This is a genomic window from Siminovitchia acidinfaciens, from assembly GCF_003605385.1.
Lineage (GTDB): Bacteria > Bacillota > Bacilli > Bacillales > Bacillaceae_C > Siminovitchia > Siminovitchia acidinfaciens.
The window spans coordinates 476,962-491,362 of the sequence record NZ_QYTV02000001.1; the positions used below are offsets into that span (position 1 = coordinate 476,962).

The window sequence follows — 14,401 nt, forward strand, 5'->3', positions numbered from 1 at the left end:
TCGAAACGGATCAGGGACAGGAAGGATATTTTTCATAGTGGGGTGAGAATGTACCGGCATTCGTCAATCTTATGTAATTTAATAGGGGGTAATTTTTCATAGAGTTGGAGGAAAAAAAATAAATTGAATGATACTAGTTATAAGGACGTGTAAGAAACACTTTGCCTTTTACTGATTTTGCTTTGAAATTTGGGGCGAGGGAAGTGACCGCCAAGTCGTCATGTCCAGTCGCCACTGCCATGAAGGATTCTAAAAAGTGAAGGGGCTGAGTTCCGATCCTCAGCCCCTTTTTTACTCTCCTTTAAATGCTCTTTGATCAAATCTTCTTCAAAATCTTCTATTGTAAATTATCACCCGCAGCCTTTGAACACAGATCATGTGGCTTTTGCCGCAGGAAATTATGGAGCTGAGAGAGCAGGCCGAAAACAGTCATGAAGTGTGGGCTTTACAGCGTGTGGATGAGGGCTGGACATACGGTAAAAAACGGGATGACCAGCAAAAGCATCATCCGAATTTGCTTCCTTATTCACAATTAAAAGAAGATGAGAAAGACTATGTTAGAAATACAGCGATGGAAACATTAAAAACGGTCATATCATTGGGGTATGAGATTAGGAGAAGGTAGAAACATAGATGCATGACAAAGCCGCTTATTATTTTCAAAAAGATAGGTGACATGTCAGGGAGCATGCCATACAGAGGTTACCATTGTACAAGGCTTTCCAGAAAGTCAATTTTGACTGAATTTACGGAAAGCCTTTTTGGCTTATTCTAGAAGTAAACAATGTTGGAACCCTTAATATAGCACCCATTTGACCATTAGTATTCATCCTGTTTTGTCGGAAATTGCGTTCGGAATATTTTGCTAATTATCTAACGGTCTGTTACTCTTAAGAGGAGTTATTTTTGCTCTCTTTCGGATTGAGAAGAGTTTTTGGTTTTCGTCTAAGGTATTTGAGCAAGGTAAAGTTAAGTGGTTTAATGCTGACAAGGGTTTTGGATTTATCGAGCAGGAAGCGGGAGATGACGTATTCGTACATTTCTCAGCAATCCAAGGCGAAGGTTTCAAATCTTTAGACGAAGGTCAAAGTGTAACTTTTGATGTTGAACAAGGACAGCGTGGCCCGCAAGCTACAAACGTTCAAAAAGTTTACTGATTGAAACTGGCAGGCCCTGTTACGGGGTCTGTTTTTTTGTGCATCATTTTATCTATTTCGCCTAAACGAATCATTGAGAAAAACATAAACCCTTGACCTTCGATTCGGTCATCGTCTTTTTTCATATTATGGACCATCATCATTATTATTCAGCTAATCGGCAAATTGATTTCGCTCCGTAAACGATTTATCAATATTTTATTTTCTTCACCGATCCTATATCGGATAGAACGATTCCTACAATGGATTTCCTTTGTGAGATACTCATTTTAGGAAGCTATTTCAGGGTCTTGGGGTAGTAGAGTAGACCTTGAGACTCCGATAAACGCTTTTAGCTGGATTCAAACAGAATTAAGCAGCCCAAAAAACAACAAGTCTGATTTTTTGGGCTTGCATAAATGGAAAAAGTGATACTTCTTCGGCAGAATGTCCACTTTATAAAGTGACAATTTATTCTAGGAGCAAACTCAGTGAGTTGTATAGTTGTCTCTAGCGCTAAACCACTTTATTGGTACTTTGCTCCAAGGGCACATTCAATTTGTTTTCCGAAGTGTTGACGATCACAGCTGCTGAAGCATCGCCCGTAACGTTGACAGAAGTCCTGAACATATCCAAGAAACGGTCTACTCCGGCAATGAGGGCAATGCCTTCCAATGGAAGGTTAACAGCTGCTAGCACCATTGTTAGCATGACCAATCCGGCACCTGGTACCCCAGCAGTTCCAATCGATCCCAGGGTAGCGATAAGAATGACCAGAAGTATTTGCTCAAACGTTAATAACACGGAGTAAAATTGAGCGATAAATAGGGTTGCGACGCCCATGTAGATTGCGGTTCCGTCCATATTGATGGTTGCACCCAGCGGTAAGACGAAGCTGCTGACTTCATTGGAAACACCCAGGTTATCTTCGCAGCTTTTCATGGTCACAGGTAAAGTTCCCGAGCTGCTTTGTGTGCTAAAAGCTACCAGGCTGGCAGGCAAGATTCCTTTGAAAAATTTGATGGGACTCATTTTCCCAAAGGTTTTTACCGCAAGGGAATAGACGACCACTGCATGAAAAATGCAGGCGATTCCTACAGCTAGTACCAGCTTGATCAAAGGAAGCAAAACGGAAGCCCCGTATTCCCCGATAATGGGGGCCATTAAACCGAATATGCCGATGGGGGCAAACTTCATGATGATTCCGGTGATCTTGAGCATGACTTCGGACAGTCCAACAAAGAAATCCTGCAGTGGCTGCGCCTTTTTCCCCACCATTGTTATACCTAACCCGATGAAAATGGCGAAGAAGATAATTTGCAGGATGTTGCCCTCTGTCAAAGCGGCAATAGGGTTAGTCGGGATAATGTTTAATAAAATATTGATGACGCCTTCTGTCTCAGGGGGAGGTGCCGCCTCGGAGGGGACGGAAATATTGACCCCTTTTCCTGGAGAAAATATACTGCCAAGAATCAATCCGATAGAAACCGCGCCAAATGTAGTGATTAAGAAGTACGCGATGGTTTTGCTTCCTATTCTTCCTAATTTTTTAATATCACCTGTACTTGCCACTCCCATTACCAGAGTCGACAGGATGAGCGGTACAATAATGAACTTGATGAGTCGTAAAAACAGGTCGCCCAAAGGCTGAACAACATTGATAGCAGGTCCAAAAACAACCCCTAAAATGACAGCGATTACAAAAGCTATTAAAATTTGAGTTAATAGTCCTAATCTTGCAATCCTCCTCATCATATTTCCTCCTCATTCAATTTGTTCGTTCGGAGCAAAAAAGCATGACAGCCAAGCCTTCCTTACATAGCGAGTCAATTTCGACACTAGGATTTCAAGCAAAGGGAAACTGACTACTTAGTCCCGAAAACCTACTAAGAGCTTTTTGATTCTGTAAATTTCCGGAAATTCTCATGTTAAGACCTATAACCAAAGATTCACACTATTTTAACAACTCCTTTACAAATTTGTTTTTCCATTATAAAATCCGAACTACAGTAAGATACGAAAAGTAACAAAATGATCTTGGAATATTTTACATCTTAAAGAAATTGCCGAAAGGAGGAAGTGAACCAGCTTTGAGTCTATCGAAAAATAGAAATATGCAAATTTTTATTTTAATGTTAATCATCGTTCCGCTTGCTGGTGAACTAAAATTCTATCCTTTCAACAACACTTTTCGAGTAAGTTTTGGAATGCCGACATTTTTCTTTTTCATATTGATATTGCAGAGGTATCCGGCCATTTTATCGGGTGTTTTTGTTGGATTCTCTGTAGTGGCTTTTCGTACGTTAATAGATATTCAACATTTCCCCTATTCCTTTCAGGTTCATTATCCGACCTTTTTCTATTACTTTACCTTTGGGTGTTTATTTTACTTCTTAAAAGTTCACCGCTTTTATCGGCGCCCTTTGTTGATCGGATCTTTGGGTGTCTTGTTTGATATTTTAGCAAGCTGTGCCGAGCTGACTTCTCAATACATTGCTTTCCAATCACCTGTGACTTACGAGGACATTCGTAAAGTGAGTATCATCGCCGTTTTCCGGGGTTTTTTTACCGTGGGCTTTTTTAATTTAATCATGTTGTACGAAGCCCGATTGAGGAAAGAGGAGATGCAAAAACTGAATACCAAGCTGGTCATGATTATTTCCAACCTGTACGAGGAAGCGATTCACTTACATAAGACTTTGAAAAACAGTGAGAATGTCACGAAGGAAGCCTATAATTTATATCAGCTTTTAAAAGAAGTTGAAGCTAAACATACTTCCATGCCAATTGAAAGGCTTTGTCAAATTGCCCTCAAGATTGCGGGGGAGAGCCATGAAGTGAAAAAAGATAACCAAAGAATCTATTCGGGATTGTCAAAGCTCATATCAGATGAAGGCTTCTCGGAATATATGGATACACATGAACTGATGAGCATTACAGCGCAGGCTAACCAGAAATACGCGCAGTTGTTGGGGAAGAACATTGAAATTATTTATCATATTATTGGAGAACATCCGAAGTATCATGTGTATAAGGTTCTCTCCATCGTCAATAACCTTGTGATCAACTCGATAGAGGCGATTAAAGAGGAGGGAGCCATCCATATATATGTTTCCAAATATGAGGAAATGGTTGAATTTCAGATCAGGGATAACGGCCCTGGGATAGGCTCCAGACACAGACGGTTAATTTACAAACCGGGATTTACGACCAAATACGATGATGCTGGAAAATTGTCCACAGGGATTGGGCTTACCTATGTAAAAGAACTTGTTGAAAGCCTTGAAGGGGAAATTGCGATGCAAAGCAAGCCGGAGATTGATGGAACTTGTTTTAAAATACGCTTGCCCATTATGAGTCTAGTTCAATCAATGGATCATGCGGAAGACCAGTATGTGTACCTGCAAGAAGCCGTTGAATTAAAAGTGGAATCATAAGAGAAAAGCGTAAGTGCCTGTCTAGCGAAGTGGGGTCAGACCCCCAAAAAATCCCTCCATTCCAAAATGGAGGGATATTCTATTCCTAGCCACTATTTCCACTGGTTGATCAAATAATCTGCGTGTGCCTGCAATATATTGTAGGCTTTTTCGGAGATGAAGTTATTTGATCTATGGTTGTCCAGCAACACTTTGAATCCATTCATATGTTTATGGGCTTTTTCCGTTAATCCTTTTTCTTCGTAATGGCTTAGGGCGGTCAGATGCATTGACAAGGATTTGACAGCATTGTTATTTGAAAACTCCCCTTCATCCTGGAAATTTTCAATAAGCTTCTTCATACTAGCCGCACTTACTTCAAGCTTTACATCGACACTTCGTTCCTTCTCGACGTTGCCTTTAACGTCGACAGAAATCCAGCGGAACGTGGTATTCTCGTAAACTTTGATGATTTTACCAGGTTCACGGATATTTGCAGCCTCATAGGTTGGTGAATCTGTTGTTGGTGTACTGCCGTCAGTCGTAAAGTGAATGCTGGCCGGTTTATTTTGCGAGAATGTAATATTTACGGAACCATCCGGCTGTTTATCCTGTTCGATTTCTGTAGTGGCCGGCTCGTTATCACGCCCGTACTCCATTGCAATTTCAAACATTGTGATGACACCGCTGGCATATTCCTGGTACTGAAGGTTTCCTTCCTCCCATGCAGGCTGGAATCCACCTGGAGCCAGCCATCTCTGAGCGTCTGGATCCCACTGCTCGCCGCCGACTTCCCATCCGAATGCGAAGATGCCGTAATTGTTATACAGTTCCTCGCGAACATTACCTGCAGAGGAATAAAGTACATCCGAAGAGCCTCCGATGTTGCGCGGCTGAACAACAGAGTCACGCAAGCCTTTAACATTTGATAGGATTTGCTCGGCCATCTGCCAGTAGTACTGTTCGTCACGAAGTGGAGGGCGCGGTGTTGTAATTCGGCCGTCCGCTTTGTAAGAACCAGGCTGCCAGAACAATTGGCCACCATAGCTGTGCACGGTCATAAAAAACTTGATGTTTGAGAAGTTTTCTGCAAGCCAGACAACATTCTGAGCTTCCGGCTCAGATAACTTTCCAGGCCCGGCGTACGTATCGGATGTACATACAGTTGAACCTCCTGAAAACCCGTCGTAAACTGAACCGACTGAGAAATTACGGTTTAGGTCGACTCCCCAGTTATGCCGGCGTCCCGGGTCTCCATTTTCCGGACCGCAGTGGTTGGTCATAGTGCGTCGCTGTGCATTTCGGTCAAAGAAACTATAGTGGGAACCATCCGGGTTATTGGACGGAATGATGAAAATGTCTACGTTATCGACGATCTCTATTGTCTTTTTATCAGTTTTATAGTTTGCCAGAAGTCTTTCTGCTGACTCAAGTGCTACAAGGGGAGTTACCCATTCCCGTGCATGATCCTGTGCTTGAATCAGAACACCTGGCTTTGAGCCATCACTATGCTTGCCTATGCGAAGGGCTTTGATTGTATATGGCTCACGGGAAATCTCCTCCGGTGCACTCAAGAAGTCGGACAGCTTAGTTGCTGCATACTCTTTTACAATTCCACTGCCATTTCCGTTGCGATACAGATTTACGCTTACTAATGAGCTGGCTTTCGCGTCATCATTAATGGCATCAACTACTTCTTTTGCCGTCGTTCCAATTTTGCTTGGGTCATTTTTGTCGGCAGCCAGATGTACGGTGATTTCGTTCCCGTTGACTGACACCGAAGTGTTGTCCCCGTCTGACTGGCGATCCAGCGCTACGGAAACGTCATTGCCTCCTTCATGACCGTATTTTTTCGACGTGACATAGAAAGTACTGTTGAGATCTCCGTTTGCACCGCTTGTTCCATTACCAAATTGAGCCTGTGCGTGTCGGCGATAGCCGTTCGTCTTGTTCGGCAGCTCAATAATTTCGGTGATTTCGGGATGTTCCGCAGCCAGCTCTTCAATCCGTTTATACAGCTGTGTCGGATTTTTGTATTCATCGGCAAAGCCGCTCTTGTATCCGGAACGGTCAATATCGGCTTCTACAGGATAGAGCCAATCCCTTACCTCAGCGCTGCTCTCAGTGCCGAGCGAGCTGGAAACTTTGATCGTATCCGGCCGGGGCCCGTCGACTTTCGCAAGCACTCGGTGGTACATATAAACACCAGAATCTCTGTATAGTTCCATCCTCTGAGACTTGTCACCCCAATGCAGCGTCAGATTTGCTCCATCTTCTGCAGTCGTTTTTGCTTCCACTGACAAGAAACCTTGTCCTTTCGTGGTGAACCAGTCTACTCTCCCAATCGTGACTTTATCTTTAGCAGGTGTCGCTGCTAATGAACGCTGTGCTTGTTTGGGAGCTGCCCGTTTTGGATCATCTGCTAATAGGACGCCATATTCAGGCAGTGCTTTAAGTTGTTCTTTTGTCAGTAAGGCATCTACCTCAATGCCGTCGGGCACGCGCTTGACACCGCCAGCTAGATCATAACCCTTGTTTTGCAGAGTATCCAAGACATCGCTGCCAGGTGCTAAAATCCTTACAAGCTCTTCCTCTTCCAGTACAGTAGTGGCAGCAGGTTTAGGCTTTTCTTTGTTGTTGTCAGCTAATGAGCTGGTCGCGATGGAAATTAGGAGAATCATTGATAAAAAGGCAACCATTGTTCTTTTCATTCATTTCACTCCCAAAATTTTTTTAAAGTTACTCAACAATGATTCTTAAAGCCTGAATCCGTGATATAAATTGTTTAAACAGTAGAAATATGCTGCTGTTCCTATGATTCTGGAATGTCGTTCTGTTTCTTTGATTTGTTTTCTCAGGCTATTGTGTAAGTTTAAACGTTACTGTCAATGTTCCTGCACTACTCGCTGAGCTGAATGCGACAACAGCAGCCGGCTTCCCAATGTCGATGCTACGGACAAAATAATCCTGCTATAGTCAGCGACGGAGGTAGCGTGTTCCCAAGGAAATCCCCAGCTGAAAACCAGGTGGGGATTATTTGAGTGCCAGGGCAGCTGTGCTTAATTGCTAATCTCGCAAATCTATAAAACTATTTCTTTTTCCACCTTTCAAGTAGTGTGTTAGCATCGCTGTTGAGTCTGTTATATGCCTCTCGTTCGATCAGTTCTTTTTCCCTCTGTTTATCAAGAGCAACTTTAAATTGTTCCAGGTGCTTGACCATTTTCTCGCTATTCTTTTGCTTTTCATAAACTTCCAGATTCTTTAAGTCGTTCGCTAATGCACGGGAAAGGCCAGCGTTCTTTAATTGCCCCTCTTTTGTAAAGCGTTCCAAAACATCTCTCATGTCAGTGATGTTGTCTGTCCAATACCTTGGTACTTCAGTCAGAAATTCGTCGCCATTCAAATCATCGATAGAACCATCAGCCATGCGCGAAATCATACCCCATAATCCGTTTTCCACGCGATTAACCAGGTCTTGGTCATACCCAAATTGAGGCTGTTGTCCAGGCATTTCGAATAGGACCGTTGCTGATCCATTAAGAGCAAAGGCAGATCTGGCTTGTCCAGGATAATCACGTTCCTGGAAGTGAATATACTGAGATACACCAGGTTCCTCTTTATCTGAGAATTCCTTTACGCCAAGAGCTGCAGCCAGCGCGTAGCGTTTGGACTTATCCTGATCCAATAATGGCCAAGCATCATATTTTGTACTATCTTCTGGTCCTAATGGCGGGAAATCTATGGCAATTGTAACTTCCTCACCAGTTTTATTAAGTTTTGGAGTACCCATGTGATGAAGATCGACAAAAGCTTCGACTTTACCGAACTCCTTTTGCAAATCTACATAAAGATCTCTAAGGAGTTGGGCCTCTTTAGTTATGAAAAAACCAAAATCTAGAGTGGTTCCAGGTAAATCTTCCGGTACTACTTGATAGTTCAAATCAGCATGAAAATCACGATTGATGTCAAAGCCGCGATTCCTCGCATTGTAGTGCCAAGCTTGAGCTGCACCAGCAAGATGTGGGTAGACAGAAACAACCTCTTCCCACGGAAATATATTCTGTCTTTGCGGGATTTCGAGACCGTCAACGTTTAAACGCGGAATGGTAACGATCGTAACATTGTCACGGACAGACTGTGCGAAGGAGTCATCGCTCGTTCCAAGGTAGTCTAATATTTCCACAATTGCTTCGCCGCCACTCTTTTCGTTGCCGTGTATGCTGCTATTGATTAATAACACTTGGTCACCGGTACCCACACGGGCAGACATGATTTCAGTTCCTTGTGATGAATGGCCGGCGACGTCAACCTTAACCCTTCCGGAACTAGCCTTTTCAATATCGTCTAGTTTTTGGAGAAATTCTTCATTGGTCATCCAATCCCGGTCAACTGAATCTTTTTCAGCTTGAGCAGATATTTCACTTACCGGGACCAACATTAACAGTAAAGCCGCAGCAAAAAACATCAATTTTTTCCAAATATCCCTTTTCACAAAGGTTTTCATAATTATCCTCCTTAAATATGAATATACAATTTAAGACAAACTTCTAAATTGGCCTCAGTAATAGATCAAGAGGTTTTATGCTGAATCCCTATTTGCTAACTTCGACGCAATAAGTGTGGTTATATTGTAAATAATCAGAAAAGTGATGAGGTAGAAACTCAAATACATTATTTTTTTAGGTTTATCTCCTCCGTTTCGCTGTCCGTCTTTTTCCCCCGTTGGTCATGACAGGGGGCAGGCCATTAAAATATTCCCCTCACTTTCATTTGAATTTTAAGAATGTACCTGTTGCAAATATAAGTAATGATACATAGTGAACTACATGATGATACAGCAATCTACAATATATCAAGGTAATGCAGTCAATTGGTTATATTGGCGGGTATCTTAAGGATTACAGTGGGGATTGTCTGGAGTTGCTTAGGGTTTTTACAGTCAAAAACTAATGGGGAATAAAGGATTATGAAGAGAAGTGTCTAATATTATTAGTAATCTCTCAGGCAGGAGGGGTGCATATGCATTTTTATATCGTTGATGATGATGAAGCAATCCGTTCCATATTGGCAGAAATTATCGAAGATGAGGATTTGGGGGAAATGGTTGGGGAAGCAGAAAATGGCGCTCAAGTCGATATCCCCTTTTTACACGTGAAAAAGGTAGACATCGTACTGATTGATTTATTAATGCCTATGAGGGATGGGATAGAAACGATCCGCCAAATCGGCCCTTTGTTCCCGGGGAAATTTATCATGATTTCGCAGGTGGAAACGAAGGAATTAATAGCCGAGGCCTATTCTCTTGGAATAGAATACTATGTCATGAAGCCGATTAATAGGTTTGAAGTGCTGACAGTGATAAAAAAGGTGATCGAACGGATCCAATTAGAGAGATCCATTGCTAATATACATAAGTCATTAAGTAACGTTATGAACGTAGGGCCACGCTTACAATTACATGAAAAGAGAAGCGCTCAAAAGGAAGATAAACTTACTGATTCCGGTCGATTTCTTTTATCAGAATTAGGAGTGATTGGGGAAAACGGCTGTGAAGATTTATTGGAAATTTTAAACTTTTTACATGAAAGTGAAGAGAATGAAGGGTACAAGGCCGACCCTCCCTTACTCAAAGATATTTTTATTTTCCTTGCCCAAACAAAACTTGGTTCCACTGTATCCCATTCCAGAATCAGCAGGGAGGTCAAAGCTTCCCAGCAGCGTGTTCGAAGGATCGTTTACCAGTCATTGAATCACCTGGCTGCACTTGGGGTTACGGATTTTGCCAATCCGACGTTCCAGGACTACGCCTCCAAGTTCTTTGATTTCAAAGTTGTTCGACAAAGAATGATGGAAATAAAAAGCGGATCCACACCATCAACGTCTGGTACCCGAATTAATACGAAAAGATTTATCCAAGTGCTTTATTATGAAGCAAAGCGTCTAGCTTTTGAAGGCAGGTAAGGTAGGAGGCGAGTTAGAAATAGAAGCAGTATAGAAATGTTATTATGCCTGGGCTACAAAGATATAAGAAACTAAAAAAACCCGCAATTAGCTCTGCGGGTTAGATTAAATTTTAATCTTGCTCGTCCAATGGTTTTTTTGTACACGTGTAAAATCAACGTTAAGATGATTTAATAACTCAACATGTTCTGGAAGCATGAGGGGCAGCCCATTTTCCGTTGCCAATTAGGATGGAAGCCATCAGAGCGGAAATGAAAATGAGAACAAGTCCGCTTTTCCAGCCTCTCTTCAGGCGTACAAGCTTTTCGATATAACGGCGGTAAAAAGCCCAGACAACTGCCACCAGGATCATGAGGGTCACGATTTCCTGAAAAATCTTGAAGCCACCGTACAAGCTGCCGAGCGGCAGATGGGCAACAGGGACAATCCCTTTGATCATGAAATCAAGTGCGCGAACTGCACCAGGATAAAACCATAGAAAAACATCACATGGATGATTCCACTTTTCTTGTCTTTTAACAGCTTCTTTCGCCCGAATACATTCACAAGGATCAATGACATCATATGTATTCTTTTGGACCATCCTTGACTAGGAATATCTTTCTACATTCAATGGTCTAGCGGTAAAAGGAAGACAGGAATTAGTCAAACATCAATGGGCGTGCGATTTTGTTGATGGCTGCCCCGTCCACCATGAGCGTCTGGCCGCTGACATAAGAGGCTTCGTCCGAACACATGAACAGGCAGGCGTTGGCAATGTCGTCCACTGTTCCAATTCTCCCCATCGGCTGGAATCTGAGCGTTTCTTCAAACGCTGTTTCAGGATCCTCCAGGCTGGCGAATGTCTGATGCAACAGTGGAGTGTCAACTGAACTCGGGCATACTGCGTTTACGCGGATATTTAAAGGACCGCAGTCAAGGGACATCTGTCTTGTAAGGGCCGTCATTCCACCCTTGGAAGCTGCATAGGCTGCCAGTCTTGTGATCGTTTTCTCCGCATGCCAGGAAGCGATATTGACAATGGCTCCGCCGCCGCGCTTTTCCATCTCAGGGATTGCATATTTCGAGCAGAGGAAAGCTCCTGTCAAATTGACGCCGATCACTTTATTCCATTCTTCAAAAGAGGTGTCTACAGCTGATTTCCGGATATTGACTGCGGCATTATTGACGAGGAGGTCCAGACCGCCAAAATGTTCGGAAGCTGTGCTGATCAAGTTCTTTACATCCTCTTCGCTGCTGACATCCGTTTTGACGAAAAGACAGTCAATTTCTTCGTTTACAAACTGATCAATTGCTTGCTTACCTGTTTCTTCGTTCACATCGGCGATAACAATTTTTGCTCCATTCTTGCCGAACGTCCGGGCAATCCCTTCACCTATTCCTTGGCTTCCGCCGGTAATAATTGCTACCTTATCTTGTAATCTCATTCTGTAACCCTCCAGTTGTAAATGAATGTTTTCCGAAATGGCACATTCTTTCCTGTATTTGGACCTGGAAAACTTTTTCTCTGAATATGTTAAGGCAATTATAGTATCATTTTCTACCTTTTGCGAGCGCTTTATTGAAAAAATTAGGAGGTTGGAGGAAGTTGTCTGTGTAGGGTGTTGTGAGCTGAGTGGAATCGATCCCCAATCGTTTGTAAAGTGTTTGGTCCTTTACATCGCATGAAGAAAAGGGAGAGAAAAGTTTTTATGAAAGTTTCCGGGAAAAGTCTTTTATGAAATATTATAAATAAATTGAAATTAGAAAAAACGGTTGCTATACTGAATTCATAAATTGAAATGGTGGTTCGTATAGTGAAACAGTAAAGCGTCTTGCTCAAAGGATAATGTTAGGGTTATCATGTTTTTATTAAAAGGGGGATTCTCTCTTGAAATTTATCAAGTTGAACACACCGGTATCGGGGCCGAGTTCGCAGGCTTTGTTAAATCCGCGGCAGAAGGCTGTTCCGAATGGCCTCTCTACGAATATCCCGATTGGCACGCTGAAAGCTTCTGGCGCATTAGTGACGGATGTGGTTGAGAATGCCATCAAGATAGCCAGACGCTATACAGGACGTCCGAGGATCATCTCTTTTGATAGAGGTTTCCATGGCAGAACATATATGACGATGTACTTAACCGGCAAGGTGAAGAATTTCAAAGCGGGATTCGAACGCGCGAACTTCTATTAAGACGAAAAAGAGCTAGGGTGATAATCGATGATTTTTATATGTAAGCCAGCGGGTGACCAGGCTGTGCTGGTCGAGTTTGAAAATAAGATTGATCAAGAGACAAACGCAATGGTACGTCAGCTTGCCCATTTGGCGGAGAAGGAATCGGACAATGGTCTGGGCGAGGTCATTCTCGGTTATCGATCTTTGCTGATTCACTACAATCCTGTGAAGCTTTCCTTTGCGGAGGTGCAGGAAAAGCTGGAGGGATGGGGAAAGGATGCTTCGCCCGCCGGTTCATCCGGCGGGCGAGAGGTTCACATTCCTGTTTTATATGGCGGCGAATGGGGACCGGACTTGGAGGATGTGGCCGAACATAACGACCTAAGTCCGGAGGAGGTCATTTCCATCCATTCAGGAGGAGAATATCTGGTCTATTTTCTGGGTTTTACTCCGGGCTATCCGTTTATGGGAGGTATGTCGGAGAAAATTAGTACGCCGCGGCTGCCTTCCCCAAGGGTTTCCATTCCCGCAGGAAGTGTAGGGATCGCCAACAACCAGACTGGAATCTATCCTGTTCAGAGTCCCGGCGGCTGGCGGCTGATCGGACGTACGCCTTTGCGCTTGTACAACCCGGAGAAAGAGGATCCTTTCCTCCTGGAGTCGGGAGACAGGGTGTTTTTCGAGGCAATTACTGAAGAAGAGTTTAAAGAAATAGAAAAAAACAATGAAACCTGGAACATCACTCTTCCCATCGCATAAAGGGATGATGCAACAAGGGAAAGGAGGAGATTGTCATATTTGAAGTATTGAAGCCGGGGTTGTTGGCGACAATCCAAGACTTGGGAAGGCACGGCTATCAAAAATACGGATTGGCGGTATCGGGACCCGCTGACGGGTATTCCCACCGAATGGCCAATATTATAGTAGGAAACGATGAAAAGGCAGCACTGTTGGAAGTGACTCTCATGGGGCTGAAATTGCTCGTGAGAGAACCGGGAATCATTGCCATCACCGGCGGTGACCTCAGTCCGGATATAAACGGAAAAGAGGTGCCGATGTGGAAGTCTATCAAAGTAGAAGAGGGAGACGTAATCCAATTCAAGGGCGCACGCTCGGGATGCAGGTCATATCTGGCGGTGGCCGGAGGCTTTGATGTTCCACAGGTATTGGGAAGCAGGGCAACTGATCTTGTTGGAAAAATAGGTGGAATGGAAGGAAGGGCTTTGAAAAAAGGGGATATTCTCCGGGTCTTTCCGAAATCAAGTGACCGCCTGAAGGGTAGACGCCTGCCTGATGACCTTATCCCCGAGTATACAAGTGATATCCAGATCCGGGTAATTCTCGGACCGCAGGATGAATCTTTTACAGAAGAGGGAATTCAAACGTTCCTTTCCTCCACTTACAAGGTTACACAACAAGTGGACAGAATGGGATGCAGGCTGGAAGGCCCTGTTATTGAACATGTGGATTCGGCTGATATCATTTCGGAAGGTATTTTTTACGGGGCCATCCAGGTGCCCAAAAATGGACAGCCCATTATTTTTCTTGTCGGAAGGCAGAGTATCGGCGGCTACACCAAAATCGGGGGAGTAATTGCCGTTGACCTTCCGAAGCTTGGGCAGGTAAAGCCGGGGGATACCATCACTTTCTCTGAGATTCCAATAGAGGAAGCACAGGAAGAGCTAAGAAAGCAGGAACATGACTTTCGGATTTTACAAGCGACTTGTTAATAG

The 14,401-nt window shown here is 43.4% G+C and carries 11 protein-coding genes and 2 pseudogenes; 7 read left to right on the forward strand and 6 right to left on the reverse strand.

Going from position 1 to position 14,401, the window contains the following annotated elements:
• Positions 1 to 376: 376 nt before the first annotated feature.
• Together D4T97_RS02170 and D4T97_RS02175 are read left to right on the forward strand one after the other, a co-directional pair.
• Positions 377 to 625, forward strand: coding sequence for a RyR domain-containing protein (locus D4T97_RS02170; protein ID WP_408021582.1), 249 nt, complete (start codon positions 377 to 379; stop codon positions 623 to 625).
• 295 nt (positions 626 to 920) lie between these two features.
• Positions 921 to 1,157, forward strand: coding sequence for a cold-shock protein (locus tag D4T97_RS02175; RefSeq protein WP_126048026.1), 237 nt, complete (start codon positions 921 to 923; stop codon positions 1,155 to 1,157).
• Here D4T97_RS02175 and D4T97_RS20865 read toward each other — a convergent pair.
• Entirely contained in the window at positions 1,151 to 1,282 is a 132-nt protein-coding gene (locus tag D4T97_RS20865; protein WP_268920388.1) for a hypothetical protein, read from the reverse strand. The genes D4T97_RS02175 and D4T97_RS20865 overlap by 7 nt on opposite strands.
• A gap of 370 nt (positions 1,283 to 1,652) precedes the next feature.
• On the reverse strand, positions 1,653 to 2,888 hold the full coding sequence (locus D4T97_RS02180; RefSeq protein ID WP_126047207.1) for a dicarboxylate/amino acid:cation symporter: 1,236 nt from the start codon (positions 2,886 to 2,888) through the stop codon (positions 1,653 to 1,655).
• A gap of 338 nt (positions 2,889 to 3,226) precedes the next feature.
• Between D4T97_RS02180 and D4T97_RS02185 the strand changes: the two genes are divergently transcribed.
• Positions 3,227 to 4,573: an ATP-binding protein gene (locus D4T97_RS02185; protein ID WP_126047209.1), complete on the forward strand. Its 1,347-nt coding sequence runs from the start codon at positions 3,227 to 3,229 to the stop codon at positions 4,571 to 4,573.
• 92 nt (positions 4,574 to 4,665) lie between these two features.
• On the opposite strand, the gene D4T97_RS02190 is transcribed toward D4T97_RS02185, so the two are convergent.
• Both D4T97_RS02190 and D4T97_RS02200 read right to left on the reverse strand, forming a co-directional pair.
• Positions 4,666 to 7,263 carry a M14 family metallopeptidase gene (locus D4T97_RS02190; RefSeq protein WP_126047212.1) on the reverse strand — a complete coding sequence of 866 codons (2,598 nt, stop codon included), beginning with the start codon at positions 7,261 to 7,263 and terminating at the stop codon, positions 4,666 to 4,668.
• 377 nt (positions 7,264 to 7,640) lie between these two features.
• On the reverse strand, positions 7,641 to 9,056 hold the full coding sequence (locus tag D4T97_RS02200) for an FIMAH domain-containing protein (RefSeq protein WP_126047214.1): 1,416 nt from the start codon (positions 9,054 to 9,056) through the stop codon (positions 7,641 to 7,643).
• Between the two features lie 515 nt (positions 9,057 to 9,571).
• Between D4T97_RS02200 and D4T97_RS02205 the strand changes: the two genes are divergently transcribed.
• Positions 9,572 to 10,513: a response regulator gene (locus tag D4T97_RS02205; RefSeq protein ID WP_126047216.1), complete on the forward strand. Its 942-nt coding sequence runs from the start codon at positions 9,572 to 9,574 to the stop codon at positions 10,511 to 10,513.
• 190 nt (positions 10,514 to 10,703) lie between these two features.
• Here the strand turns inward: D4T97_RS02205 and D4T97_RS02210 are convergent.
• A pseudogene (locus D4T97_RS02210) lies at positions 10,704 to 11,077 on the reverse strand (hypothetical protein); the annotation flags it as partial.
• A gap of 77 nt (positions 11,078 to 11,154) precedes the next feature.
• Positions 11,155 to 11,940 (reverse strand): SDR family NAD(P)-dependent oxidoreductase, encoded by a 786-nt coding sequence (locus tag D4T97_RS02215; protein WP_126047218.1) that lies wholly within the window; start codon positions 11,938 to 11,940, stop codon positions 11,155 to 11,157.
• Positions 11,941 to 12,383: 443 nt separating this feature from the next.
• On the opposite strand from D4T97_RS02215, the pseudogene D4T97_RS02220 reads away from it, so the two are divergent.
• The 3 genes and pseudogenes from D4T97_RS02220 to D4T97_RS02230 form a co-directional block, all read left to right on the forward strand.
• Positions 12,384 to 12,665: pseudogene (locus tag D4T97_RS02220) on the forward strand (aminotransferase class III-fold pyridoxal phosphate-dependent enzyme); the annotation flags it as partial.
• 48 nt (positions 12,666 to 12,713) lie between these two features.
• The gene (gene pxpB / locus D4T97_RS02225; protein ID WP_164525440.1) at positions 12,714 to 13,427 is read left to right on the forward strand and encodes a 5-oxoprolinase subunit PxpB; all 714 of its coding nucleotides are present in this window, start codon (positions 12,714 to 12,716) and stop codon (positions 13,425 to 13,427) included.
• Positions 13,428 to 13,474: 47 nt separating this feature from the next.
• Complete coding sequence (locus tag D4T97_RS02230) at positions 13,475 to 14,398, forward strand: 5-oxoprolinase subunit C family protein (protein WP_126047222.1); 924 nt, start codon at positions 13,475 to 13,477, stop codon at positions 14,396 to 14,398.
• The last annotated feature ends 3 nt before the right edge of the window (positions 14,399 to 14,401 follow it).